Raw genomic sequence first — 26,012 nt, 5'->3', positions numbered from 1 at the left:
GGTGTAGGGTGTAGGGTGTAGGGTGTAGGTTTGAAAGATCGGGCGTTACGTTGTTACAGACTTATTTAATTTTCTGGAGGTGGCCCCAAAGCGTTTTTTTAGCCGTTAAATCACTATCCAGCTGATGGAGATTAGGGGCGAAAACTATTTTAGTTGTTTCATGAATGATGATTTCATTCTGCCAGGTAAGGTTTAGTCTCAAATCTGCAATCGCTACGCCAAAAGATAACATAATGGCTGGTTTAAAAAACCGGTGCAGTTCTGCATAATCAGTTCCACTGTAATTTGCATAGTTTAAAATGGCAAAATCCGGTGTACCCAAATCTACCGCCTTTACAATTTTCCGCAGCAGTTCCCTACCCTGTTCGGTACTTACATCGTTCTGGTTATCATTCACCAAAATCAGTACCGATTTTTTATTTCCACCTAAAAATTTAAACGTTTTTTCGGGTGCTGGTTCGGCCACAATATGCGGAATTTCAGGCGCTTGCGGATAAACTTTTGGCACATTTGTAGCATTAATCCCAGGAATTTGTGTTATTTCCGGTTTTAAAACTGGTTCTTTTACTTCATTAAGGGAAACATTTTCGACAGCCAAAACTGGCTCTGGATTACGTAAAGGCAGAATTTCTACGCTTTCATCCTTTACCAGGAAAACCTCTTCGGTAAAAAATAAACGTAAAGCATTCGCATTGTTGGTAACCTGGTTTTCCATTCGTATTTTTGTTGGATAATAATTTCTGTTAAAATTAGTTAAATATCTTATAATAGCGTCGCTAATTGTTACTTTTATCCCTTAAAATTTATAGAGTGCTCTGCGTGAGGAAAGCTTACTGCTTATTTATTTTCAGCTTTATTTATAGCATTTCGTTTGCACAAAACGTTGCTGTGGTAAATGGTAAAACAATAAGTGCCAAAGAATTTATGTGGGCATACAAAAAAAGCCATAACGGCAGCGTTAGTGCGGCCTACGATACTTTACAAGCCTATTTAAACTTGTACATAAATTTTAAGCTTAAAGTTTTAGATGCCCGGGAGATGGGATTGGATAAAAATGCCAGTTACCAGGAAGAAATTAAAACCTATGAAGATGCACTGGCCACACATAAAAAAGTTGGGGTGAGTAGCAAAGATCACGATTTCTTATTGAATGAATACCGTGAAGGGGTTTTGATGTTTAATGTTTCTGAACAAAAAATATGGAACAAGGCACAGGAAGACGAACAGGCGATAAATGAATTTTACAGCAAAAACCAACAAAATTACAATAAACCTTTAAGCGAAGTTAGAGGAGAGGTAATTGCCGATTACCAACTGAGTTTAGAGGAAAAATGGCTAAAAGGCCTGAAACAAAAATATCAGATCAAAATCAATGAAAACGAGCTGAAAAAGCTGGCCAGGTTATAAGCCTGATTTTTTTTGACCATAAGTATTAAATTTGCAAAATATAACAAATAGAATGAAGAAAGTTTTTTTAGTAGCAACCGCTTTAATTTGCCTGTTTCTAAACAGTTTCGCACAAAAGCACACTGTAGATAAAGTTGCTGCTGTTGTAGGAAATAATATTATCCTGCTATCAGATTTAAACCAACAATACACGCAATATCTTTATCAGGGAAACCAGCCCAATAATGATATTAAGTGCAAAATATTACAACAAACCTTAACCCAGAAACTGCTTAAACAACAAGCCGAAATCGATTCGGTAATGGTAGAAGATGGTGCTGTTGATGATGAGGTAAACAAGCGTATGCGTTACAGTATGCAACGTGCCGGTGGACAAGAGCGTTTAGAGCAATTCTTAAACAAATCGGTTCTGCAATACAAAGATGAAATCAGGCCATCAGTAAAAGATGAGTTGATTGCACAGAAAATGCAGCAAAAAATCACCGAAAACATCAATGTTACGCCAATGGAGGTTGAAAAATATTTCAAATCTTTAGGTGATAGCATCCCTGAATTTAATACTGAGGTTGAAGTTGGTGAGGTGATTTTAAACCCACAGTTAACCAGAGCAGAAAAACAGAAATTCCGCGATAAAATTGAAGCCCTTCGTTTAAGGGTTAAAAGTGGTGAGGATATGGGTGTTTTAGCAAAAACTTATTCTGAAGATCCGGGTTCTGCTGCCGATGGTGGTGATTATGGTTTTATCGACAGAAACACCATGGTTAAAGAATTTACGGCCTGGGCATTTAAGTTAAAAGCAGGAGAAATTTCGCCTGTGTTCGAAACAGATTATGGTTTCCACTTTTTACAGGTTTTAGAGCGTAGAGGTGAGCAGGTACACGTTAGACATATTTTAATTATGCCTAAAACTACACCTGAAAGTTTAACCCGTTTAAAATTGCATGCAGATAGTATTTACAACAACATTATTGGTAAAAAATTAAGTTTCGCTGCTGCTGCAAATCTTTATTCTGATAATAAAGAGAGTAAATACAATGGTGGTATGATGCTTAATGCCGAAAACGTTCAGGCAAGAAGTACCTTTATTCCGGTTGATAAATTAGATCCTTCAGTATTTTTGGTAATCGACAGCATGAAAATTGGCGGTATTTCTAAACCAGATTTATTTACTGCAGCTGATGGAAAACAAGGTTACCGCATTTTATATTTAAAATCTAAAATACCTCCGCATAAAGCAAACTTAGCGCAAGATTTCCCAAAAATCAGAGATGCCGCACAAAGTGATAAAATTAATCGTACTTTAAGCGAATGGTTTGAAAAACGTCGCGAAAGCACTTACATTAAAATCGACGACGAATTTAACACCTGTGATGAATTAAAAATCTGGACTAAAACCACAGCCGCAAAATAACACCAATGCAGTATAAGAACGAAGTAGAAGCTGTTGATGCACTTCATCAATCTTTCAACAACATTAAAGCCGAAATAAGCAAAGTAGTAGTTGGACAAGATGACATCATAAAATCTGTTTTAATCGCCATTTTTAGTAACGGACACTGTCTGTTGGTTGGCGTACCAGGATTAGCCAAAACTTTACTTGTACAAACAGTAGCTTCAGTTTTAGACCTCGATTTTAACCGGATCCAGTTTACACCAGATTTAATGCCAAGCGACATTATTGGCGCAGAGATTTTAGGAGAAGACAGGCACTTTAAATTTATAAAAGGGCCTGTTTTTTCTAATATTATCCTGGCTGATGAGATTAACCGTACCCCACCAAAAACCCAGGCTGCTTTGTTAGAAGCTATGCAGGAGAAATCGGTTACCGCAGCTGGACAGACCCATATTTTACCAAAACCCTTTTTCGTTTTGGCTACCCAAAATCCTATTGAGCAGGAAGGAACATACCCCCTACCCGAAGCTCAGTTAGATCGTTTCATGTTCAACATTCAATTAAACTATCCTGCCTTTGCAGATGAATTGAACATCGTTAAAAACACCACCAGCAATAAAACCGTTCAACTGCAGAAAATTATCCATGCAGATGATATCCAATATTTCCAGAAACTAATCCGCGATATTCCGATCACCGATAACGTTTTAGAATATGCCGTAAAATTAGCAGCTAAAACCCGTCCAAACAGTGAATTTGCAACTGATGCCATTAACAAATACATCAGCTGGGGTGCCGGGCCACGTGCCTCTCAGTTTTTAGTGCTGGGTGCAAAATGCCATGCCGCAGTAAGTGGAAAATACTCGCCGGATATCGAAGATGTTAAAGCCGTTGCTGAGCCTATTTTACGCCACCGTATTGTGCGTAACTATCGCGCCGAAGCTGAAGGTTTATCGATCGAGAAAATTATTAAAGATTTATTGTAATAGCTGATCGGAATTTCTAATCCCGACCTACCAGAATCGTCACCCTGAACCGAGCCTTAGCGAGCTCACCGAAGGTAATTTATTCAGGGTCTTGCCTGCCTAAAAAGATGCTGAAACAAGTTCAGCATGACGTAACGCCTAGCCTTGCATATGCTTTAAGGACAAATTAAAGAAAATATTAATTGGGCTCATGTTAAAAAGATTAATGAGTTGACAAATTCTTGCCTGCTTGCTATTAAAGTTGTCAACTCTAGAAAGTATATCCATGAACTAAGGATTTGTAATCCTTTTATTTTGGATTATAAATCCACAATACAAAAGATCTGGATTGCAAATCCAGACCAACAAAGATTACCTTTTTACATTCCGGGCATTAAGAATAAAAGAGGTACATGGAAATCGTAAATCCCATCCTTGCATTTATATGGCGAAGGATAATTTCATTAATATTCTTAGTTCTTTATATCGTTAGCTGGATATATACTTTCATATTTTTTCATACCCAGCCGGTAAGTACAAAGCTAAGATGCGGCATGCCCGATTTTGGTATGATTGTAGGCATCCTATCTCTCACTTTTATCTACTTTGTCACTTTCTTGATCATCACCCTGGTGAGTAAAGGCCGGTCAAAAAAAGAATTCATTGTGATTACCGCAATGATTCCTTTACCACTCTACATTGGAATAATCGATCTGTTAACTTAAACTTTGTTAGTCAGGATTTTCAATTCTGACTCATGAACTAAGGATTTGCAATCCTTTTATTAGTGGATTATAAATACAAAAGATCCGGATTGTAAATCCAGACCGACAAAGAGCCTCGCAACACAAAATTCATCCCAAACAATTATATTTGTTTTATGATGGGTGCCAATAAACTTACCGGTGCTATAGCCGCACTGATGGATGAATATAAAAAGGCGATTGACGAACTTATTGCAGTAATCGAACCAATTAGCCCGCATCAACTGATTAAAACCATCGAGCCAGAAAGTTCAAATACCGATTGTATTTCCATTCAAACTATTTTGACACATGTAACCGCTGCCATGTTCAGTTATGCGGTGTATATCGAAAATGCCATCGGATTGCAAACAACAAGGCCAGCACGACTGCAGTTTGATCAGGTGGCTCCTTATATCTCAAGACTTCGGGAAGCGCTTAAATATAATGAGGACTTTTTCATCAGAAACCCCGATATCACCATGGAAGAGTTCGATCAAACCAAAAAGATAAATACAAAGTGGGGACAGCAATACGATGTAGAACAAATGTTAGAGCATGCCATCGTTCATATTTTAAGGCATAGGCGGCAGATTAAAAATGCTTTAATTCAATTTAATTCTTAACACTAAAAATTTGAGCGCTCAAACCAATTTCTATAACCGGTTTTCTTTTTTATATCCACTGGTCGATATTTTTCTTAAACCGCAAAAGAAAAAATTTTTCGATGAGATTAATCAACTGCCCTATGGGAATCTGCTCGAAATCGGTGTGGGAAACGGCTCGCATTTCCCGCTCTATAAAAATCACAAAATTACCGGCATAGAAATTTCTACATCGATGCTCAACGCCGCTAAAAAAAATTCAAGTGGCGAAATTGAATTATTTCAGATGAATGGAGAACAACTCGAATTTGCGGCGGATAGCTTCGATTATGTGGTGTTATCGCATATTATTGCTGTTGCAGATCAGCCAGAAAACTTACTCATGCAATGCCACCATGTTTTAAAACCAGGCGGAAAACTCTTAATATTAAATCACTTCACCCCAAACAATTGGTTAAAACATGTAGATCGTATATTCAATTTAGGTTCTGGCTTATTTCATTTAAAATCATTATTTTACATAGAGAATATTAAGGCGATAAATCGGTTTAAACTTGAAAAAGAAATCGCTTTAAAACCACTCTCCTATTTTAAAATTCTAATTTTCACCAAATCTTGAAAAAGCACTATTGGTATATATTATTGGCGCTGATCGTCAGCTTGTTTATATATGTGTTTTACCGGACAGATAAAACGCTGGTGAACCAGGTGATTATTCAGTTGGTTTCTTTCAAAACCTATCAGCACCTCAAACTCATCATTACCGCAAGCTTGCCATTAAACAAATACATCATTTATTCACTTCCTGAAGGTTTATGGGTTTTCTGCATCACCTTAACCTCAAAGGAATTTTATTTTGATCTTTTCAAAAAGCGCATTAATTGTGTTTTCATTCCACTTGTATTTGTTGTAGCACTCGAATTGTTTCAGTTATTCCGCATTACCAATGGCTATTTTGATTTTTTTGATATTGGCATTTCATTGCTTTTCTGGTTAATAGCAGCCAAAATTATCGATACACAGCAACGTTTAGAAAATCTCTTCCATTCGTTAAATTATAATAACCTGTTCTGCGTACTGAGTTATTGCATCGTCTATTTCGCACATGTAATCCATTAAAAATTTTATTTTAAAATTTGCAATTCGCTGGAAATAAATATCTTTGCATCAAAATTTACAGAAATGCTACGTCAACTACATATCCAACAACTAAACTTTAGCCCGTCTTGTGGCATAAAGGGCTTGGGTATTGACTTAAATTTCCTTCCCAACCCTTAGTGCGGTTTTAAGTTTAAATACCCTAAAACCCATATTTAAAAAATCAATTTAGTACGCATTTGATCGGCATTTAACCGCTTATCAAAATTAATTATATCCGTTATGGACATTTATACCACTGTAGAAGAAAAATATCTGCAGGCCATTGAAGAATTGCACTGGGGCGAATTACCCAAAGCACTTCAGTATTTTAACGAAATTATTGTTTTCGACCCTGATTATGCAAGAGCTTATTTTCAGCTGGGCGATATTTATCAAAACCATTTTAAAGATTATAAAACCGCAGGTTATTATTACAAACGTTGTATTGAGCTGGATGCCGATTTTCCTGAGGTTTACAAACCCTATCTGGAACTTGTTATCACGCTTAAAATGCATAAACTGGTAAAACAGGTTGCCGAAAAGGCTTTGCTTGTACCTGGTGTTTGCGAAGCGCACATTTACGAATGTTTAGGTTTGCATGCCGAGCAACAGCAAAATTTTGCAGAAGCAGCAAACCATTTTAAAAAAGCAGAACTGTTTAACGCCGTTCAGGATGAGCAAAGCACGATTCTGGAGCATCAAAACCGTATCAAGAGCAAAATGAATAGCACAAAAACAATGATTTACGATTTACAGGGATAAAAGGCGCTGCCTTTTATCCTTTTTAAAGCCTGGGCGATCTTAAAATACTATTCGCCAAATTACCCTTGTTATTTTAATTTTGTTACTATCTTTACCGCACAATTACAAAGCATAAATCTTTAAATCAAAAATATTCGATATGTCAGCTCACGATTCACACGCACCGGTTCAGCAAACAAAAGGCATTTGGGCTTTACCATTAACGGCATGGATTCTGGTTTTATTATTGGTTGTTTATTTCACCAGGCCAATCTTTAACCACGAAGAAGCATCTGCTCACCATGAAAAAACTGAAGCAGCGCACGAAAAACCAGAAGCACACCACTAGGAGCTTCCCGGTTATAAAGCATAAAAAAAGCGTCCCAATGTAAAATCAGGACGCTTTTTTTATACCAGTTATATTCATTATTTAAGCTGGCCCATAATGTTGGGAAAATCCGTAATGATGCCATCTACACCCAGACTCATAAAATAATTCACCTCCTTTACCGTATTAACCGTCCAGGGGATAATTTTGATGCCCATTTCGTGGCAGCGATCTACCAAACCTTTACCTACCAGAACCGAGTAAGGACTATAAATGGTTGGTTTAAATCCTAATTTCTCAATATAATCCTCAAAAGGCTCTTTTTCATCAATCAATAATGAGGTTTGTATTTTTGGGTATTTCTCGTGCAGGTATTGCAGCGTACGCATATCAAACGATTCGATAATCACTCTTTTGGCAAGTTTTTTCGAATTAATAACATCCATAATCAACTCTACAAATTCTGCAGGCTCCGGATGAAATTCATTGTCGCCCTTTTTAATTGTTTTTGTTTCGATACTATATACAGGTTTAGCGAGTTTGTGTTCTTTAACATAAGCCTCTACCGAATCTATTGTCTCAGAAAGCAGCGGTTTGTAAGCTTTAAACTTCATCTGTCCGGGAAAGCGGCTGTGAACTTTGCTGCCTACATCAAACTTTTTAATCTCCTCATAATCCATCTTGTAGATGTTATAATTCTTCTGATCTTTGAGTGTAATCGGCTTCCCGTTGGGTTGTAAAGAAATCTCGTTATTGAAGTAGGGCTCCTGCGAAAGCACCACTTGTTTATCTTTCGAAATCACAGCATCCATTTCTAAAGTGGTTACGCCTAAATCGATCGCTTTTAACATACCCTCGATGGTATTTTCGGGCATAATACCGCGTGCACCAGCTTTACCCTGTACATCGAATTTTTTCTTTTGAGCCGAAACGTTAAAGACCAGTAAAGCGAGAGCAGATAATAGAAGTACTTTTTTATGCATGAATTTTAAACGTAAAATGTATAGTTTTATTTGTGGTAATAATTTTTGGAGCGCAAAAACAGTGCTTTTATTTAATGCTTGTCCCCGCTTTCCACTATATCCTTTCCGCTGCGCTACAAGGATGCCGTTTCAATCGGGGCTAAATTAGGCCTTAACTGCAAGTAAAGAAATAAAAAAAGGGCTTCTTTTTATGGAGAGCCCTCTTTAATTCACATTTGTTATTTATCTTTCTGCTGGTACAAAGGCTTGTACAATTAAGTTCCAGCTTGCGTCAGCTCCCTTTTCATAAACGAAAACATAGTTAAAACTTTCGCGTAAATCGGCCTTGTAATCAATCGTTGCAACACCATAGGTATAAGCCAAATCGCTGCCGATTGCCTTATCTACGCCTGTTGTTTTCAAATTAATTTTGCTGATCATTCCGTTATAGAATGTAATAATTTTTCCTTTTCCGTCAATGGCTTCGTTGCCCGGGAAAAGTAAACGTGCATCGTTGGTTAAAAAACCTCCAAACGCTGCAATTCCATGTGTTTTTAACAAAGTATTTAATGTTTTCTCAGTAGTTAAGATAATTTCTTTACCAGCCTTGATTTCTTTTTCATTTAAGAACTTTGGTGCCACATGATCTTTCGGTTCAATAAACTGTGGGCTCACTTTAGCTAAAGGTTTATTACTTTCTGTTCCTAAATCAATGGCTAATTTCCATCTGCCGTTTTCTGGTTTCCAGATCGATAAGTATTGACCGTATTTTTTCTCTGAAGTTCCAACTTCATATGGCCCGGTAGTAAAACCTAAATCGCCGCTACGTGATACTTTGGCCAGGTTTGGTGTCCATGTTACATCGTTTTCAGCATTGGCTTTACCCGCGTAAAAAGTTTTGGCATTAACCGGATTTGGCCTGAACACTAAAGTGCTCGTTGATGAATAGTCTATAAAAGCTTCTTTATCTCCATTTTTGGCAATTGACTTAGCAAAATCCTTCTCAGCATTTACTAAAGATTTGGTTGTACCGTCGCTTTTTTGGGCAAAAGCACCTAAGGCTAAAAGCGAAGCTATTGCAGTTGAAAATAATTGTTTCATTATTAATTAAGATAATATGTTTGGCGAATATAAAATTTTCTTTGATCTATGGTCTTAAAAGTAATTAACAATTACACATTAAGGCTAATTATTTTTCTCTGTAAATAGTTTCTAAAACCGTTTGTCCGGTAGCCTTCAAAGTATTTTTATCAATATTGGCTAAGTTATCCAACTGTGTGTGCCAATTGATATAAAAGCCACTGTTATCACTATAATGGATAATATCAATAGAAGGAATACCGGCTTTGTTCATCCAAAAATGATCGTCCACCAATTTTCCGCTTGGAATTTTCGTAAAGTAAGAAGCATAGCCAATTTCATTGCCAATATCCCAAACCTGATTCACAATGTTTGGAGCAGCCTGACGGGAGATTTCATCCTGCGTAAACTGTGCACTACCGCCACCAACCATATCGAGGTTAATGCCATACAAAGCCTTATATCCTGACGCAATAGCTTTTTTAGCCCAGTACTGAGAGCCTAAACACCAGGTAGTTTCGTCTGGTGTTTCATCATTGGCTTTACCATAATCTTCTAAATCCCACAACACGAAATCGACACCAACACCTGGCTGTTTTTGCTGGATCTGACGAGCCATTTCCAAAATTACCGCTACCCCGCTGGCTCCATCGTTGGCGGCATCGAAAGGTTTAGCATGGTTTGCAGGATCGGTATCCTGGTCAGAAAACGGACGGGCATCCCAATGTGCCGTAATTAAAACCCTTTTCTTTTGACCTGGCTGAAAGGCAGCAACAATGTTTTTCAGCTGAAAGCTTTTCCCATCATAAGTTTGCGTTCGCTCGCCCTGGATACTTACCTCAGCACCGAACGATTTTAATTTTGCCACCAGATAAGCTGCACATTTCTGGTGTGCTTGCGTCCCTGGAATCCTTGGCCCAAAATCTACCTGTGCTTTGGTATAGGCATAAGCACTATCGGCATTAAAATCCGGAGAGGCTAAAAGCAGTGGTTTTTCCCCGCTTTCATCAGCATTTTGGTTTGTTTTATTCTGACATGCCTGAAAAGCGATTAATGCGAATAAAGGCAGTATTAAAAGTTTTTTATTCATTGTTTAATCTAACGGAAAATTGTTTGAAGTAGTGTAATGGGTTAGGTATTGGTATTCTTACTATTTCATCCCCCTTGCCCCCTTCAAAGGGGGACGAATTAATTGCTAGGAAATAGTCCATTCCCCCTTTGAAGGGGGCTGGGGGATGACCCTATGAAAAAATCTTCCCTTTCAACGAGCCCGAGTATGATCTTGCTCCCATTCTGCAATAAAATGCTGAATTGTCCTATTCACATTCTCGATATCGTTCATTACCTCATCATCTCTAAACCTCAGCACCTGAAAACCCAATGCTTTCAAAACGTTTTCACGCGCTCGATCTTTTTCAAATTGGCCTTCCCGCTCATGACTAAGTCCATCAACCTCGATAACCAACTTTAAATCCTTTGAGAAAAAATCTGCAATATAATTCGCGATCGGCCGCTGTCTTAAAAAAGAATATCCCAGCATTTTTTTATTCCTCAACAATTCGCACCACATTCTTATCTCTGCTTTGGTACTATCATTTCGATGAGCCCTGGCAAAAGTTTTTAGTTTAGGATTATAGTTGTTGTTCATAAGCGTATCTTATCCATTTTTCATCCCCCTTGCCCTTTTGAAGGGGGAATGGATCTGTACTTAAAAATAAAATTCACAAATGTATTTTCCTAGCGCTTAATTCCGTGGCCCTTTGAAGAGGCTTATAATCACCTTACTCCAGTACTAACTACGCCTTACTCCAGGTAGTACCTTCTTTACCATCCTTAAGCTGGATCCCCAACTCCTGTAAACCAATACGGATACGATCAGAGGTTGCATAATCTTTATTTGCTTTTGCTTCCGTCCTCAAATTAATTACCATGTCCAAAACGCCGTTTAAATCATTACCGCCGGCATCTTCATCTTTAAGCCCTAATATATCGAATACGAAATCGTTAATCAATTGCTTTAACTTTTCTAAAGCTTCTGCAGAGATTTTAGCCTTACCATCGTAAACAGTATTGATAATTCTTACCGCTTCAAACAATTCGGCAATTAGAATCGGACTGTTAAAATCGTCGTTCATCGCATGGATGCATTTTTCTTTCAGTGCATCGATATCAAAATCACTCTGTTCAGCAGCAGTTAATTTATCTAACAAACCAATAGCAGCCATTAAGCGGCGGAATCCTTTTTCCGAAGCATCCAAAGCTTCATTCGAGAAATCTAAAGTACTGCGGTAATGTGCCTGCAGCATGAAAAACTTAACCGTCATCGGGCTAAAGCCTTTTTTCAGTAAAGGGTGATCGCCAGTAAATAACTCTAAAGGAAGAAAACCATTTCCCGCCGATTTAGACATCCGCGTACCGTTTACCGTGAGCATATTGGTATGCATCCAGTAACGGGCAGGTTGTTTATGGCTGCAAGCCTCAGACTGTGCAATTTCGTTGGTATGGTGCGTTGCCGCCAAATCCATTCCACCACCATGAATATCAAATTCGGCTCCTAAATATTTAGCACTCATGGCCGAACATTCAATGTGCCAGCCCGGAAAGCCCATACCCCATGGCGATTGCCATTGCATCAGGGTTTCTGGTTTTGCTTTTATCCAAAGCGCAAAATCTAACCGACCATGTTTCTCATCCTGCCCACCCAGTTCGCGGGTATTGTTCAGCATATCTTCGAGATTGCGGTTGGTTAAAATGGTATAATTATATTCCTTACTATATTTTTCTACATCAAAATATACGTTGCCATCAACTTCATAACCATAACCGTTGGCTATAATTATTTTGATCATTTCGATCTGCTCAATAATATGGCCCGTAGCCGTAGGTTCGATACTTGGCGGCAGCGTGTTGAACATGCGCAATACATCATGGAAACCTAAAGTATACTTCTGTACAATTTCCATCGGCTCAAGCTGCTCTAATTTGGCACGTTTCGCAAACTTATCGTCACCCTCATCCCGGTCTCCTTCCAGATGGCCGGCATCGGTAATATTACGTACATAACGCACTTTATAACCAGCATATTTAAGGTACCTGAAAATTAAATCGAAAGAAATAAATGTGCGGCAATTCCCCAGGTGCACATCACTATAAACAGTAGGACCGCAAACATACATCCCAACATTGGGTGCATTTAAGGGTTGAAAAAGTTCTTTTTTGCGCGAAAGCGTATTATAAAGCTGTAAGCCAGTATTCATATTGCAAATGTAAGATTTAGTTAGAAAGTTAAAACGTTAAAAGTTGCAATGTTACGGTTATGATTTTTAGCTAACATTTTAAAAGGCAATTACTATCCTATAGTTTGTCATCCTGAGCCTGTCGAAAGGCCTTTAAATGATTTAATACAGTCTGTTACCAGCTTACAGTTTTCTTTAACATTTAAAAAGGTAATTGCTGCTCATCGGTTAGGGCAGCCCCTCTTTCCGCTGTAGCTTCGCCGAAGTGGGCTCAGGCTGCCGCTTCAATAGGGTTTAGGTTGGTTATTGCAGTGCTTTTGGCTTGTAAAACCTGTGCTAATTTTAAATCCTTATTTTAGCTTTACCTATCAAACATCAATAAATGGTTCAGATCAGAGAAATTTCGGAAAAAGATGCCGAAGGTGTTGCCAAACTATCTACACAATTGGGTTACGACAGTGACATCAGGCAAACGTCGGCCAGAATCAAACTCATCGCGAATAACAGCAATACCAACTGTGCATTTGTTGCTTTAATTGACGACAAAGTAGCAGGCTGGATCCACGGTTTTTATACCTTAAGAATAGAATCCGATCCGTTTGTCGAAATTGGCGGCCTGATTGTGGATGAAACCTACCGAAACTTAAAAATCGGAAAGCAACTGATTGAGCATGTTAACCTTTGGGCGAAAGCGCATCAGGTAAAAAAACTAAAGGTAAGGTGTAACACCAAACGCACCGAAAGTCATAAGTTTTACGAACGCGTTGGCTTTAAAGAAAATAAACGGCAGGTCGCATTTGAAACAGACCTTTAGACCGCTAAAAAGGGCCTGCGCCGGCTATTTAAGTTAACCACAGTTAACCGATTAACCATTTTAAACAATTAACCCATCAATTATTACAACCCTCAAACATTTCAATATTGTAACATTTCAATCCTATTCATTAACTTTGTGGCATGATTGATTTACCGGTAGTACCTGCTGTGACTGAAGTAAAACGTAAACCAGATTGGTTACGTGTTAAATTACCCGTGGGCAAAGAATATGCACAGGTTCGCAGTTTAGTCGATACACACAAGCTCCATACCATTTGCGAAAGTGGCAATTGTCCTAATATGGGCGAATGTTGGGGTGCAGGTACGGCAACATTCATGATTTTAGGAAACATCTGTACGCGCAGCTGTTCTTTCTGTGCAGTGGCAACCGGCCGCCCTTTAGCGGTTGATGTTGATGAGCCTAACCGAATTGCCGATTCGGTAAGGTTAATGGGCGTTAAACATTGTGTAATTACTTCGGTAGATCGTGATGATTTAAAAGATGGCGGCTCAATCATCTGGGCAGAAACCTTACAGGCCATCCGCAGAGAAAGCCCGATTACCACTTTAGAAACCTTAATCCCCGATTTTAAAGGTCAGTGGGATAATTTATACCGCGTATTAGAAGAAAGACCAGAAGTGGTTTCGCACAATATGGAAACGGTTAAGCGTTTAACCAAACAAGTACGCATCCAGGCTAAATACGACAGAAGTTTAGAAGCGCTAAAAAGAATTTCAGAATTTGGCCTAAGAACAAAAACAGGCATTATGCTTGGATTGGGCGAAACCGAAGAAGATATTTTCGAAGCCATGGACGATTTGGTTGCCAATGGTGTTCACATTTTAACTTTAGGACAGTACTTACAACCTACGCGCAACCACCATCCGGTTGTAGATTGGATCCACCCTGATACCTTTGCCATGTATAAAGAAGCTGGTTTAGCAAAAGGCTTGAAATATGTAGAAAGTGGTCCGCTGGTACGTTCATCTTATCATGCAGAGAAACACCTTTTCCCGATTGAGGGAATTGCATAATTCACTTATTTAAGCAGTGAATTAAAATGTTTTATTGATTTATTCCTTAACGGAATGCATTTATAAAACATTTTTTTGCTTTTACTGTTCTGTACTGTATCTTAGTAACCAATAGTGACTGCATTAAAAAAATTAACCCTAACTGAGCCTGAACTTGTTCAAGCACTGCAATCGAAAGATCCCGCGGTTCTAAAAACACTGTACAGCATGTATTCGTCAGCGCTTTATGGCGTTATTTCGCGGATTATCACACACACTGAGCTTGCTGAAGATGTACTACAAGAAACTTTTGTAAAAATTTGGCAGTCTGCTGCACACTATGACAATACCAAAGGACGTTTGTTTACGTGGATGATGAACATTGCCCGCAATTTATCAATCGATAAACTACGTTCTAAAGATTTTAAGAATTCACTCAAAAACCAAGATATAGAAAATAACGTAAGTTTCGTTGATGAACAAAACAAGGTTACGTTTAATCCTGATATCCTTGGAGTTAAGCAACTTGTAGACAACCTTAAACCGGATTTACAAGCAGTTCTTGATTTAGTTTATTACAAGGGTTTCACCCATGTGGAAGCCGCAGAAAAGTTAGATCTGCCATTAGGTACGGTGAAAACCCGGATCCGTTTGGCTATTATTGAATTGAGAAGGAATTTTAATTGAGCGTGGAAAATTTAAAAGCATATATCGAATCTGGAGTACTTGAACTGTACGTTTTAGGTGATTTATCACCTGAAGAAGCGTTGCAGGTTGAGGAAATGGCATCTCAACACCCTGAGGTAAGAGATGAAATAGCTGCTATTGAGCAAGCTATGGAACAATATGCTATGCAAAATGCTGTAGAACCATCTGCAGATGTAGAAACAAGATTATTCGAAAAGTTGGGTTTAAGTGAAGTTGGAGAGCAGGTGAATGTTCAACCCGAACCAATTTATACAGAAGAACCAAGAATTATACGTTTAGATGGAAGTGATGCCAAAGTAAGAACTTTGCGTTACGCCTTAGTTGCCTGTATAGCTTTATTGGTAGTTAGTACCGCGGCATTGTTTATTACCTACAACAAGTTAAATGCCGCACATGATCAAATTGCGAGTTTGAATCTGGATAAACAAAAATTTGCTGGCGTAGTGAGCAAGTTAGAGTTTGAAAACCAGGGCCTAGGTAATATGGCTGCAATGGCCGATAGTAAAGAATGGGCAACCATCAGAATGGCTGGTCAGGCTTTTAGCCCAACCTCGAAAATGAAAGTTTACTGGAACAAGAAAGATAAAAGTGTGCTGATTAACTACGTGGCCATGGATTTACCAAAAACCGATGCAGCACATCAATATCAGCTTTGGGCTTTGGTAAATGGAAAACCGGTAAGTTTAGGCGTATTTGGCAAAACTGATTCGACCAATAACGAGGCATTGGTAAAAATGCAGGCCATTCAGGAAGCACAGGCATTTGCAGTTACGATAGAGCCTATGGGCGGAAGTGTTAATCCAACAATGGATAAACTTACCGTAATGGGTGGTGTTTAAGTAGAAATTATTTAATCAAAATATTAAATCCTGACATTGAGAAATGCTGGGATTTTTTTTTTGCAAGCAGTACACCGTCATTCCCGCGCAGGCGGGAATCTTAAAGCCTATTGCATTACGATTCCCAATCAAGTTGGGAATGACGATGCTACTATATTAAGATTTCGCCGCATACTTTACTTCCACATACGACCGCACCAAAACCGATTGCCGCTTGCAAATAAGAGGATAGCCTTTAAGGCAATTGCCTAAATGCTTCTGCAATTGCTTTCCAGAAAAATAACTAGTTATCCAGGTTATTTAAGCTTAATCTGAAAACGAGCGTTCCAGGCTCTGTAGGTACTGCAGTCCCGTTATACACTCCAATCTTTTTATTGCAAATTCAATACGTCAGGCTATATGTTTAGTCTAATCCATTTTAAGCAATAAAAAGGATTTCCGTTACTACCGCCTGCCTGCTGCAGGCAGGGGTTTAGGAACAATGGGCTGTGGATTTTGGCCTTTAGAATGCCCTTTGTAGGCAATAGTTTTACGCCCTGCAGCCCATAATAGCATGAATGGCCGCGCCATTTAAACCTGACAATAGCGAACATCCCGACGTAAAGTCGGGATAAAGCGGATGGCAGGACTATCGTTGCCTAAATGCTTCTGGACGTGCTTTCCAAAAAAGCGAATAAATATTCTTTGAAAGAAGCACAATATATGATTAACACATGCAGAGAGACCTTATCACAAAGATCTCTCCACTGCAGTCGAGATGACGATTCGGCGATTAAGATTTCGCGGCGTACTTCACTTCTTCGTAAGGTTGTACCAATACCCATCCCTCACCAAAAAACTCTAATTGGAAAGATTCGCCACTGCCTCTTCCGATAAAAGAACCAAAAGTTAAATTGGTTTTAATGTTTGGCGTTAAGTTTTCAGACCAGGCCACCGTAGCATTAGGATCGGTATACACGGGTTGATTACCCGTAACCCTTAGCAAAATAGGTTCGCCATGGGTGGTAATGGCAATATAACCGCTGCCCGATAATTTAACCTGAAATAAACCACCGCTCATCATACCTGCAATGCTTTTGAGCATTTTTATTTCGTTTTTGATATTCTCTTCTAAAGCCAGCACATCATTACCGTTTACAAAAACGGCTTCATTTTGGAGCTTGATGATCTTTACTTTTTTGCCTTCATCGGCCAGATATAGTTTGCCTGTACCTGTGGCGTGCATCAGCGAAGTCCCTTCACCAGATATGGCTTTTTTTAATAAACCGCCTAAACCTTTGCTCAATAGTCCTTCTCTTTTAAAGTCTATATTTCCAATGTAAGCCACCATCGAACCCGCTTTAGCCAATATTTTTTGATTTTTTAGATTTACCTCCAGCATGGCGGGTTTTTCTAATTCGAAAAAATCGTTTTCATTTGGGTTTTCTGCCGATTCCTGAATTAATTCATTCAGCGTATACTCTTTTTGTGCCATAATAATTAGTTTTCCGTTTTTAAGATATCTGTTATTTTAAATTCCTTTAAGCTATAAATTATAAACTAGAAGCATAGTAGATTATTTCCGCTTTTTTTTCCACAATTGTGGTTAACTACACGGCAAAAACTATTTGGAAATGAGCAATTTAATCTCTTTTGACACCCTCTCAGCAACCTGTGAGGCCGTAACTACAAAGTGTTCGTGCGCTAAATAATCGCCTGTTTTTCCATGAATGTAGCAAGCTAAAACAGCAGCATCTGTGGCCGAATATTGCTGCGCAATAAAGCCTGCAATAATACCAGTAAGAATATCGCCCATTCCCCCTTGCGCCATTGCTGGATTACCAGTGGGATTGATGAGCACCTTACCTGTTGGCAAGCAAATAAAAGTATATTGATTTTTAAGCACGATCACCATCTTAAGCTTTTGGGCTTGTTCTTTAGCTGTTTGCACCCTGTCCCACCAGCTGTCGTGCTCACCGAATAAGCGATCGAACTCTTTCATGTGTGGGGTAATAATGGTATTTGCGGCTAGCTTATCGATGAGATCAGGCCGTTCGCCCAAAATATTTACAGCATCTGCATCAATGATCATGGCCTGGTTGGCCAAAATCAGGCTTTCGAGCAGTTTTTCATTTTCAGGCCCGGTAGCTAAACCCGGACCAATAGCGATTGCCTGATATTTCTTTGGGTTTTCTATTCTCGTGTATTCATCTCTTGGCAGCGCCATTACTTCTGGCAAGGAGGTATTTAAAGCGATTAATCCACTTGATGGGATACAGGCCGTAGTTAATCCGGCACCCGCATGCAAACAGGCCATCGAAGAAAGCAAAGCCGCACCCATGGTATTGGTATTTCCTGCGATAATTAGTGCGTGGCCATAGGTGCCTTTATGGCTAAACAATTTTCGGGGCTGCAGGATGTTTTCGATATCACTTTCTTCCACCAAATAAAAGTCGGAATCCTGTTTTTGGATAAAAGCCTCATCCAGATCAATATCAACCACCTCATATTTTTCAGTTGCCAGGGCCGACTCAGGGAAGAAAAAACTAATCTTCGGCCGTTGGAAACAAATTGTTTTATAGGCTTTTATACCATTGTAATGTTTAGGCAGCTTACCTTCGGCAAAAAAACCGGTGGGTACATCAACTGCATATACTTTTTTATTCAACTTGTTAATGGCCTGCACCAGCTGTTCAAATTCTCCGCTTAAAGGTTTATTTAAACCAGATCCTAAAATGGCGTCGATAATTAAATCGGCTTTCAGATTCTTTAGATCGGAAGCCTGGTTAATGATTGTTTTTTTGCAGCGTGTTTCCTCAATCCGTTGCAGGTTGATGGCAAAATCGTCGCTTTGTTTTTTACTGAAATTGATGATGTAAACTTTTATATTTTCATATCCATTAGCAATAAGCAAGTGGGCAATGGCCAGTCCATCTCCACCATTATTTCCCTTGCCACAAAAAATGGCAACACTTTTATTAGTATCGAATTCGTTTCTTAAAAAATGCTGAACAAAAGCACGTGCAGCCTTTTCCATCAGATCGATGGATGCAATGGGTTTATTGGCAATGGTAAACTGATCGGCACTGCGCATTTGGGCAGAGGTAAGCAATGTTCGCATATAACTAAGATAAGATTATACAGCTACAATGCAAAAGACCTGGATTTTGTTTGGTTCATTACACGCTAAGGTGTTCGTTTTCCAAAATAATTTAAAATACTATCTTTTAATTTTTATACCTTTTGCCAATCTTTAGCGTTGTCTATTGAATTAAATTAAATCTCAAAACAATGAATCAAAAACCATCGAATGCATTCGTGGCTGCTGCCTGGCTTGCATTAGGTATCGGAATGATCGGCTTTATTGTAGGCTTGTGGCGTTCTGATATGCTTCTCAATGAAAAAGGATATTATTTTACCGTATTGATGTTTGGCCTTTTTGCCGTAATCTCTTTACAAAAAGCTGTTCGCGATAAATTGGAAGGAATTCCGGTTACTGAAATTTATTATGGCATCAGTTGGTTTTCTACCTTATTAACCATCACCTTACTGGTAATTGGTTTGTGGAATGCTACGCTGCTGCCCAGCGAAAAAGGATTTTATGCCTTTGCCTTTTTACTCTCGCTGTTTGGCGCCATTACGGTGCAGAAGAATACGAGAGACAGCCAGATTGCGAATAAGAACCGCGATTCGGAATAAGCATTTAAGCCAGTAAAATTAATTACTGGCTTTTTTATTTAAGCATAGATTAACCCACAAGTAGCTTATCAGTTTTGCTCAGATTCATATTTTCTAATTCGACCTGAAAATCAAGCAATTTCTTTTTTGATTTAAAATTTGTAACGTTAATAATCTTTGCAAATAACTGGATCGATTCAAAAAGTTCGTCTACCTGGAAATTAAAATAGCTGCCGCCTGCAAAATACTTATAATCTGAGGCCATAAATTTTTCAATCAGTTCTTTCTCTTCCACAGAGATCTGTTCATCATATAAAGGGTTTGTCAGTAACTTTAAAAATTCTTCTTTAAAGATTATTTCTTCATCCTTAACCAGGTACATCTGTTGTTCAATGGTTTCAACCGCTGTGCGCATATGCATAAAGGAAGTAACCTGACTGATTTTATTATGGCATTTAGTCTGACTTTCTAAAAGTGAATGAATGGTTTTGTAATGACCGTAAAAATTTACAAATTCCTCATTTCGTCCTTGCTCGTAGGCAAGGCATAAATAATATTCAAAAATCCGTTGATCTAATTTTTTCAACTGATCATCCAATTCTTTAGATTCACTTTCTAAACGTTTAATCAACTCCGAACAATCCTCTCGTGTGTACCTTTTTCCGTCATAATCAAAGGTTTTAACTTCAAAAGTCTTATCCTCGATCTGTTTTAGTATATTTAAATCGTCGTTAATACCATCCTGAAGATATATCAAACTTAAATTTTCATCACTAAAAAAATCACTGGCCTGTACCTGAATGGAGAATTCCGGTTTTTCAAAGGCATCTGAATCCAGCTCATTTAGCGGGTTTCTGAAATCAAAATAGCCATTGTATAACTGATGAAAAGCATTTTCCCGCTGATTTTCAAAAAAATCTTCTTCAAACTTGCCTGCGTCTGAAACTATAGGAGAATCACCATAATCTATTGCATCGAAGAGTTTTTTTGTGACCTCTTCAAGAACCGCATCTTTATTCACCAATAAATCTATTGCTATACCGGCCCCATAACTCTTCAACGGGAAATTCAATTGTCGGAGATGTGCTACCCGATCTGCGGTACTTGGATGTGAAGACCATTGATCTTTCAGAACGAGTTTACTTTTGTTGAATTTGTTGTAATGTTCATCTGATACAATTGGAAGATTGTGTTCTGTTTTGATATGTTGAAGACCGGCATAAAAATCCATTACAAATTTTTGCTGCGGAAAAATGTTATTGGTTTTTTCCTTATCCTTTATTTTATCGTTATAATAATTAAACACGTTGTTTAAAGAATGGTCGGCGAGGTGTAAGCGGTGAAGAGCTGTAATTAAAGCATCAGAGCCAGCAACACTTGCAGCCACTGTATCCGCATGGAATTCCATTTCTCTGGAGAGTGCCAAATGATTCAGGTTAACAACATCATAAATCTTCTTTAGGATGAACTGGATTCCACTAATTATCTTACCAGCTAAAACAACAAAAATGGCGAAGTAATTGCTTATACCCGCTAACTTTTGTGCAAAATTACCATAACCTTCGTTTTCGTAGAGTGTATTGTAGATTACTTGATTAACATTGTACACATAACTCCCGGTACGCATACTTTTTTGTGAAAAATGACCAAACTCATGCGCAAGAATCGCCTTTAGCTCATCAATTGATATGGTATTCATAAGTCCTAAGCCAATATGCAGGTTTTTTCTTACCGGAAGAAACATGCTCCAGAAACTGGAATCATAGAATACAGATGCATTAACTTCAGAAGAAAAGTAAACCTTTTTAGGAAAATCAGTACCTACTTCAGCCACAATTTCATCAATCATTTTAAAAAGCTCAGGCTGTTCTGCTTTTGTAACCTGCGTTAAATGAGAACGGTCTATTTTGTTAATCTTGAATATAAACTTTACCAGGAAAATTAAAATTAACACACCAAAGCAGATCAAGCCGCCACCCAGCATAATCGTAAGAAACATTGGTTTGGCTGCAATTAGCATAAGGCCTGCAATTGCAGAAAGTACCGTTAAACCAACGGCTGCAGAAACTAATATAAGGTAGGTTAATACAAATAGCCAAATAGCCTGTACAGACTTGGCCGCCATCTTTTTAAAATTTGCAGATGGCTGGAGAGCGTTTTCGTGCATAAAAATATTGTTTGGTTACGCAATATAACAAAACTGGTAAACGGTTAAAAGCGCTGCAAAAAAAATAACAATAAATTATTGCAGCAATTGCCAGTGGTAGTGAAATGATTCGAAAATAATTACTACTTTAAACACCAGATACCGAGGCTAATAGTTTATCATTTTCGAGCAATTAATATAAACCTATTTTAATCTTATCATCCTGTCAATGGAACAAAAAGATAGCTTAAAGAAAACCCTTACGCCCTTTATGCTGTGGGGGCTTGGTGTAGGATATGTGATTTCGGGGATGTATTTCGGTTGGAACTTAGGTCTTGAAAAAGGCGGCACACTGGGTATGGCCATCGCTACGGTTGCCATTATGGTAATGTATGTTACTTTTAGTTTCAGCTATGCCGAACTCGCCTGTGCAATACCAAAAGCCGGTGGTGTTTTCGATTATGCCAATACCGCCCTGGGTAAAAACATCGGTTTTATTGCAGGTATTGCCCAAATGGTCGAATTTATATTTGCGCCACCTGCCATTGCCTTTGCCATTGGTGCTTATTTTAATGCTTTCTTTCCACAGGTCCCCATTCTTACCAGTGCAATTGCGGTCTACTTTATCTTTACTGCCCTAAATGTATATGGCGTAAAAGCTGCTGCTTCGTTCGAAGTGATTATTACCGTTTTGGCCGTTGGCGAACTGCTTTTGTTCTCTGGAATTACCCTACCTAAATTTCATGCAGAAAACCTGATCCACAATAATTTCCCAAATGGCTGGAGTGGTGTTTTTGCCGCTATTCCATTTGCCATCTGGTTTTTTCTGGGTATAGAAGGCGTTGCAAATGTAGCTGAAGAAACCAAAAATCCGCAGCGCGATATCAGTAAAGGTTTTGGCTGGGGCATATTTACGTTGGTTGTTTTATGTGTGCTTGTTTTTATTTCCACCATTGGTATTGGCGGCTGGGAAGCCATTGTATATAAAAATGGTAAATCGGGCGAAACCTCTGATTCGCCTCTACCGCTTGCACTTTCGATGATCACAGGCGATAATCACCTGATGTATCACTTACTGATTACCGTGGGCTTATTTGGCTTGGTGGCCTCCTTCCATGGCTTGGTTTTGTCTGCAGGACGCTCTACTTACGAGATGGGACGGGTGAAAAGCATTCCAGCTATTTTAGGTAAAATCTCACCAAAATTTCAAACCCCTGCAAATGCATTAATTGGCAATATGGTAATTGGTATCATTGCGCTTTTATCAGGTAAAACTGCAGAAATTATTATCATTTCTGTTTTTGGCGCATTAACCTTATACATCATTTCCATGATTTCGGTTATGGTACTGCGGAAAAATAAACCTGAAATGGCAAGACCTTTCAAAACCCCTGTTTATCCGTTGTTTCCCATCATTGCCCTGATTATTTCATGCGTTTCTTTCATCGCAATGCTGATTTATAATCTTAAATTAGGTTTAATTTATTCGGGCATTGTTTTAGGCATATTTCTTCTATACAAAATCTTTAAAAAGGCAGATTAATGAGTACGAGCAAAGAAATTCTGGATTACGTTAAAAATCATCCCTCTGGAAAAGTAAAATTAGCGGTTGCCGATATCGACGGTATTTTAAGGGGAAAATATGTAGCTGCCGAAAAATTTGCATCACTGGTTGAAGGCCGCCTGGGTTTTTGTGACGTTACCTTTGGTTGGGATGCGGGTGATGTGGCTTACGAAAACGGAAAATATACAGGCTGGCATACTGGCTATCCCGATGCACAGGTTAAAATCGACCTGACTACCTTCCGAAAAATTCCCTGGGAAAATGAGGTACCCTTCTTTTTGGGCGATTTTATTAACGATCAGGATCAGCCAAATGCTGTATGTCCGAGGCAGTTGCTAAAAAAAGTGATTACCGAATGTGAAAACGAAGGCTTCTCTCCATTATTTGCACAGGAGTTTGAATGGTTTAATTTTTCGGAAACACCAGAAAGCATCCACGAGAAAGGTTTTGCCAATTTAAAACCTTTAAGTCCGGGTATGTTTGGCTATTCCATTTTAAGAAGCACCTACCGAAATGAGTTTATGAGCGATCTGTTCGATCTGCTGAACAAATTCGATATCCCGATTGAAGGTTTACATACTGAAACCGGACCGGGGGTTTACGAAGCAGCCATCAAATATGCTCCGGCTTTACAAGCTGCCGATCAGGCGATATTATTTAAAACCGCCGTAAAAGAAATCGCTTATAAACATGGTATCCTCGCCACATTTATGGCTAAAATAAGCGAAAATTTACCAGGATGTAGTGGTCATGTGCATCAAAGCTTGTGGGATGCGGACAAAAAAACCAACTTATTCTACGATGAAAAAGATGCAGCTCAAATGAGCGATACAATGAAAAGTTATATCGCTGGTCAGCTGCACTGTCTCCCATACCTGTTACCTATGATTGCCCCTACCATAAACAGTTACAAACGTTTAGTTGAAGGTGCATGGGCACCCACTACAGTAACCTGGGGAATTGATAACCGCACAACCGCCTTACGCGCACTACCGGGGAGCAAAAAGGCTTCTCGTTTAGAAACCCGGATTGTGGGTTCAGATACCAATCCATATCTGGCGCTCTCGGCTTGTTTAGCTGCCGGAATGTTTGGCGTTAAAAACAAACTTAAATTGAACCAAGCCGCCACGAAGGGAAATGGATATACAGATCTATCGAATGGCGTGTTATCGCGAAATTTATTCGAGGCGACACAAAAGATGAAAAATTCTGACTTAGCCGCAACATTATTGGGCAAAGATTTCGTTGATCATTTTACCATGACCCGCGAATGGGAATGTAAACAATATGCCAAAGTGGTAACCGATTGGGAGCTGAAAAGGTATTTAGAGATTATTTAGTAGAACCGTCATGCTGAACATTAATAGTCGTCATTCTGAACTTGGTTCAGAATCTTTTGCAGAATAGATGCTGAAATAAATTCAGCATGACGTAAACTTGAGAAACAAAAGATAAATTAATTGTCATGATATTTGATAAAATCCATCAGTTTAATTTCCCTACAACCATCCGTTTTGGTGCAGGGGCGGTAAAAGAATTGCCGGCCTATTTAAGCGAGCACAATTTAAAGGCGCCATTAATTGTTACCGACCCTACCATCGCACAACTTCCGTTTTTCAAAAGAATTGCTGAAGATTTAAAGGCAAAGGGTATTGCTGTAGAAGTTTTTAGCGACATCCACAAAAACCCCGTAAAGAGCGATGTTTACAAAGGAACCGAAGTTTGGGATGCCACCAACCGCGATAGTATTATTGGGATTGGCGGTGGTGCTGCTTTAGATGTTGCCCGCGCAATTGTACTCCGCGTTAACCACCGCGAAGACTTATTCAAATATGATGATTTAATTGGTGGCGATATTTATGTAACGAACGATGTTCCACATTTCATCACCATCCCAACCACGTCGGGTACCGGAAGCGAGGTAGGCCGCAGTGCCATTATTGCCGATGATGAAACCCATCAGAAAAAAATCCTGTTCTCGCCAAAATTAATGGCGCAGATTGTATTTGCAGACCCAGAGTTAACCATGGATTTACCGCCCTTTATCACTGCCGCAACAGGTATGGATGCGCTGACGCATAACATGGAAGCTTATCTGGCCAAAAATTTCCACCCCATGTGTGATGGAATCGCACTGGAGGGCATTTCATTGATCAAAGATGCTTTGGAACGGGCAACCAACAATCCTGATTTAGAGAGCCGCAGTAAAATGTTAATGGCTTCGATGATGGGCGCCATCGCCTTTCAAAAAGGTTTGGGCGTAGTGCATTCACTGGCGCATCCGCTTTCGTCATTGTTAGATACCCATCATGGTTTGGCCAATGCAGTGAATATTCCTTATGGCATGCAGTTTAATATTGCAGGTTTTGAAGACCGTTTTAAAAAAATTGCCCGAACGTTAGACCTTAAAGATGAAAATGGCGAAGCTGTTGTAAAATATCTGTTCGATTTAAACACAAAGGTGAATATTCCGCATAAATTGAGTGATATTGGCGTTAAAAATGAACACATCGAAACACTTGCCGATTTAGCCTTTGCAGATTTTGCACATCCGAACAATCCTAAACCGGTAAGCAGGGCAGATTTTAAACAATTGTATTTAACTGCACTATAGATCAGGATTAAAAGAATCGGTGTAATCATTCCGAAGGAAAAAGAAGATAAATCA

26 protein-coding genes are annotated in these 26,012 nt (G+C 38.9%); 17 read left to right on the top strand and 9 right to left on the bottom strand.

Annotation, left to right across the window (positions count from 1 at the left end; all coding sequences use genetic code 11):
* Window positions 1-61: 61 nt before the first annotated feature.
* Complete coding sequence (locus tag AC07YT_RS18545; protein WP_086549125.1) at window positions 62-715, bottom strand: hypothetical protein; 654 nt, start codon at window positions 713-715, stop codon at window positions 62-64.
* Between the two features lie 104 nt (window positions 716-819).
* Here AC07YT_RS18545 and AC07YT_RS18540 point away from each other — a divergent pair, with 104 nt between their 5' ends.
* From AC07YT_RS18540 to AC07YT_RS18500, 9 genes are all read left to right on the top strand, one after another.
* Entirely contained in the window at window positions 820-1,407 is a 588-nt protein-coding gene (locus AC07YT_RS18540; protein ID WP_494945457.1) for a hypothetical protein, read from the top strand.
* A gap of 52 nt (window positions 1,408-1,459) precedes the next feature.
* Window positions 1,460-2,818 carry a peptidylprolyl isomerase gene (locus tag AC07YT_RS18535; RefSeq protein WP_086549123.1) on the top strand — a complete coding sequence of 453 codons (1,359 nt, stop codon included), beginning with the start codon at window positions 1,460-1,462 and terminating at the stop codon, window positions 2,816-2,818.
* A gap of 5 nt (window positions 2,819-2,823) precedes the next feature.
* Window positions 2,824-3,786: an AAA family ATPase gene (locus AC07YT_RS18530; protein ID WP_086549122.1), complete on the top strand. Its 963-nt coding sequence runs from the start codon at window positions 2,824-2,826 to the stop codon at window positions 3,784-3,786.
* Between the two features lie 533 nt (window positions 3,787-4,319).
* Complete coding sequence (locus AC07YT_RS18525; RefSeq protein ID WP_494945456.1) at window positions 4,320-4,490, top strand: hypothetical protein; 171 nt, start codon at window positions 4,320-4,322, stop codon at window positions 4,488-4,490.
* A gap of 155 nt (window positions 4,491-4,645) precedes the next feature.
* Complete coding sequence (locus AC07YT_RS18520; protein WP_494945455.1) at window positions 4,646-5,134, top strand: DinB family protein; 489 nt, start codon at window positions 4,646-4,648, stop codon at window positions 5,132-5,134.
* Between the two features lie 10 nt (window positions 5,135-5,144).
* Entirely contained in the window at window positions 5,145-5,732 is a 588-nt protein-coding gene (locus AC07YT_RS18515; protein WP_086549120.1) for a class I SAM-dependent methyltransferase, read from the top strand.
* Window positions 5,729-6,232, top strand: a complete 504-nt coding sequence (locus AC07YT_RS18510) for a hypothetical protein (RefSeq protein WP_494945454.1) — start codon at window positions 5,729-5,731, stop codon at window positions 6,230-6,232. The genes AC07YT_RS18515 and AC07YT_RS18510 overlap by 4 nt, the downstream gene beginning before the upstream one ends.
* 261 nt (window positions 6,233-6,493) lie before the next feature.
* Window positions 6,494-7,015, top strand: a complete 522-nt coding sequence (locus AC07YT_RS18505; RefSeq protein ID WP_086549119.1) for a hypothetical protein — start codon at window positions 6,494-6,496, stop codon at window positions 7,013-7,015.
* A gap of 139 nt (window positions 7,016-7,154) precedes the next feature.
* Window positions 7,155-7,343 carry a hypothetical protein gene (locus tag AC07YT_RS18500; protein WP_086549118.1) on the top strand — a complete coding sequence of 63 codons (189 nt, stop codon included), beginning with the start codon at window positions 7,155-7,157 and terminating at the stop codon, window positions 7,341-7,343.
* Window positions 7,344-7,420: 77 nt separating this feature from the next.
* Here AC07YT_RS18500 and AC07YT_RS18495 read toward each other — a convergent pair whose 3' ends face one another.
* The 5 genes from AC07YT_RS18495 to cysS form a co-directional block, all read right to left on the bottom strand.
* Complete coding sequence (locus AC07YT_RS18495) at window positions 7,421-8,305, bottom strand: glycerophosphodiester phosphodiesterase family protein (RefSeq protein WP_086549117.1); 885 nt, start codon at window positions 8,303-8,305, stop codon at window positions 7,421-7,423.
* Window positions 8,306-8,527: 222 nt separating this feature from the next.
* Window positions 8,528-9,385 carry a nuclear transport factor 2 family protein gene (locus tag AC07YT_RS18490; RefSeq protein ID WP_086549116.1) on the bottom strand — a complete coding sequence of 286 codons (858 nt, stop codon included), beginning with the start codon at window positions 9,383-9,385 and terminating at the stop codon, window positions 8,528-8,530.
* Window positions 9,386-9,473: 88 nt separating this feature from the next.
* Window positions 9,474-10,454 carry a M28 family peptidase gene (locus AC07YT_RS18485; protein WP_086549115.1) on the bottom strand — a complete coding sequence of 327 codons (981 nt, stop codon included), beginning with the start codon at window positions 10,452-10,454 and terminating at the stop codon, window positions 9,474-9,476.
* Window positions 10,455-10,625: 171 nt separating this feature from the next.
* Window positions 10,626-11,012, bottom strand: a complete 387-nt coding sequence (locus AC07YT_RS18480) for an endonuclease domain-containing protein (protein ID WP_086549114.1) — start codon at window positions 11,010-11,012, stop codon at window positions 10,626-10,628.
* A gap of 148 nt (window positions 11,013-11,160) precedes the next feature.
* Window positions 11,161-12,621, bottom strand: a complete 1,461-nt coding sequence (gene cysS, locus AC07YT_RS18475) for a cysteine--tRNA ligase (RefSeq protein WP_086549113.1) — start codon at window positions 12,619-12,621, stop codon at window positions 11,161-11,163.
* Between the two features lie 361 nt (window positions 12,622-12,982).
* Here cysS and AC07YT_RS18470 point away from each other — a divergent pair, with 361 nt between their 5' ends.
* From AC07YT_RS18470 to AC07YT_RS18455, 4 genes are all read left to right on the top strand, one after another.
* A complete protein-coding gene (locus AC07YT_RS18470; protein ID WP_086549112.1) occupies window positions 12,983-13,414 on the top strand; it encodes a GNAT family N-acetyltransferase in 432 nt (143 codons plus the stop codon).
* A gap of 143 nt (window positions 13,415-13,557) precedes the next feature.
* Window positions 13,558-14,451, top strand: a complete 894-nt coding sequence (gene lipA, locus AC07YT_RS18465) for a lipoyl synthase (protein ID WP_029278501.1) — start codon at window positions 13,558-13,560, stop codon at window positions 14,449-14,451.
* A 114-nt stretch (window positions 14,452-14,565) separates the two neighbouring features.
* Window positions 14,566-15,117, top strand: coding sequence for an RNA polymerase sigma factor (locus tag AC07YT_RS18460; protein WP_057931209.1), 552 nt, complete (start codon window positions 14,566-14,568; stop codon window positions 15,115-15,117).
* A 2-nt stretch (window positions 15,118-15,119) separates the two neighbouring features.
* On the top strand, window positions 15,120-15,977 hold the full coding sequence (locus tag AC07YT_RS18455) for an anti-sigma factor (protein ID WP_086549111.1): 858 nt from the start codon (window positions 15,120-15,122) through the stop codon (window positions 15,975-15,977).
* A 772-nt stretch (window positions 15,978-16,749) separates the two neighbouring features.
* Here AC07YT_RS18455 and AC07YT_RS18450 read toward each other — a convergent pair.
* Window positions 16,750-17,451 (bottom strand): AIM24 family protein, encoded by a 702-nt coding sequence (locus AC07YT_RS18450; protein WP_086549110.1) that lies wholly within the window; start codon window positions 17,449-17,451, stop codon window positions 16,750-16,752.
* A gap of 129 nt (window positions 17,452-17,580) precedes the next feature.
* Window positions 17,581-19,077: an NAD(P)H-hydrate dehydratase gene (locus AC07YT_RS18445; protein WP_494945453.1), complete on the bottom strand. Its 1,497-nt coding sequence runs from the start codon at window positions 19,075-19,077 to the stop codon at window positions 17,581-17,583.
* Between the two features lie 170 nt (window positions 19,078-19,247).
* On the opposite strand from AC07YT_RS18445, the gene yiaA reads away from it, so the two are divergent.
* Window positions 19,248-19,655, top strand: a complete 408-nt coding sequence (gene yiaA / locus AC07YT_RS18440) for an inner membrane protein YiaA (protein ID WP_086549109.1) — start codon at window positions 19,248-19,250, stop codon at window positions 19,653-19,655.
* A 49-nt stretch (window positions 19,656-19,704) separates the two neighbouring features.
* On the opposite strand, the gene AC07YT_RS18435 is transcribed toward yiaA, so the two are convergent.
* Window positions 19,705-21,801 carry a M48 family metalloprotease gene (locus AC07YT_RS18435; protein WP_086549108.1) on the bottom strand — a complete coding sequence of 699 codons (2,097 nt, stop codon included), beginning with the start codon at window positions 21,799-21,801 and terminating at the stop codon, window positions 19,705-19,707.
* A gap of 208 nt (window positions 21,802-22,009) precedes the next feature.
* Between AC07YT_RS18435 and eat the strand changes: the two genes are divergently transcribed.
* From eat to AC07YT_RS18420, 3 genes are all read left to right on the top strand, one after another.
* Window positions 22,010-23,323, top strand: a complete 1,314-nt coding sequence (eat, locus tag AC07YT_RS18430; protein WP_086549107.1) for an ethanolamine permease — start codon at window positions 22,010-22,012, stop codon at window positions 23,321-23,323.
* Window positions 23,323-24,684, top strand: coding sequence for a glutamine synthetase family protein (locus tag AC07YT_RS18425; protein WP_086549106.1), 1,362 nt, complete (start codon window positions 23,323-23,325; stop codon window positions 24,682-24,684). The genes eat and AC07YT_RS18425 overlap by 1 nt, the downstream gene beginning before the upstream one ends.
* Before the next feature lie 125 nt (window positions 24,685-24,809).
* The gene (locus tag AC07YT_RS18420) at window positions 24,810-25,958 is read left to right on the top strand and encodes an iron-containing alcohol dehydrogenase (protein ID WP_086549105.1); all 1,149 of its coding nucleotides are present in this window, start codon (window positions 24,810-24,812) and stop codon (window positions 25,956-25,958) included.
* Window positions 25,959-26,012: the final 54 nt, after the last annotated feature.

The organism is Pedobacter sp. GW460-11-11-14-TSB4 (assembly GCF_059423705.1).
Note: the sequence above shows the minus strand (reverse complement) of the source record. Positions and strands in the feature narration are given on the sequence as shown.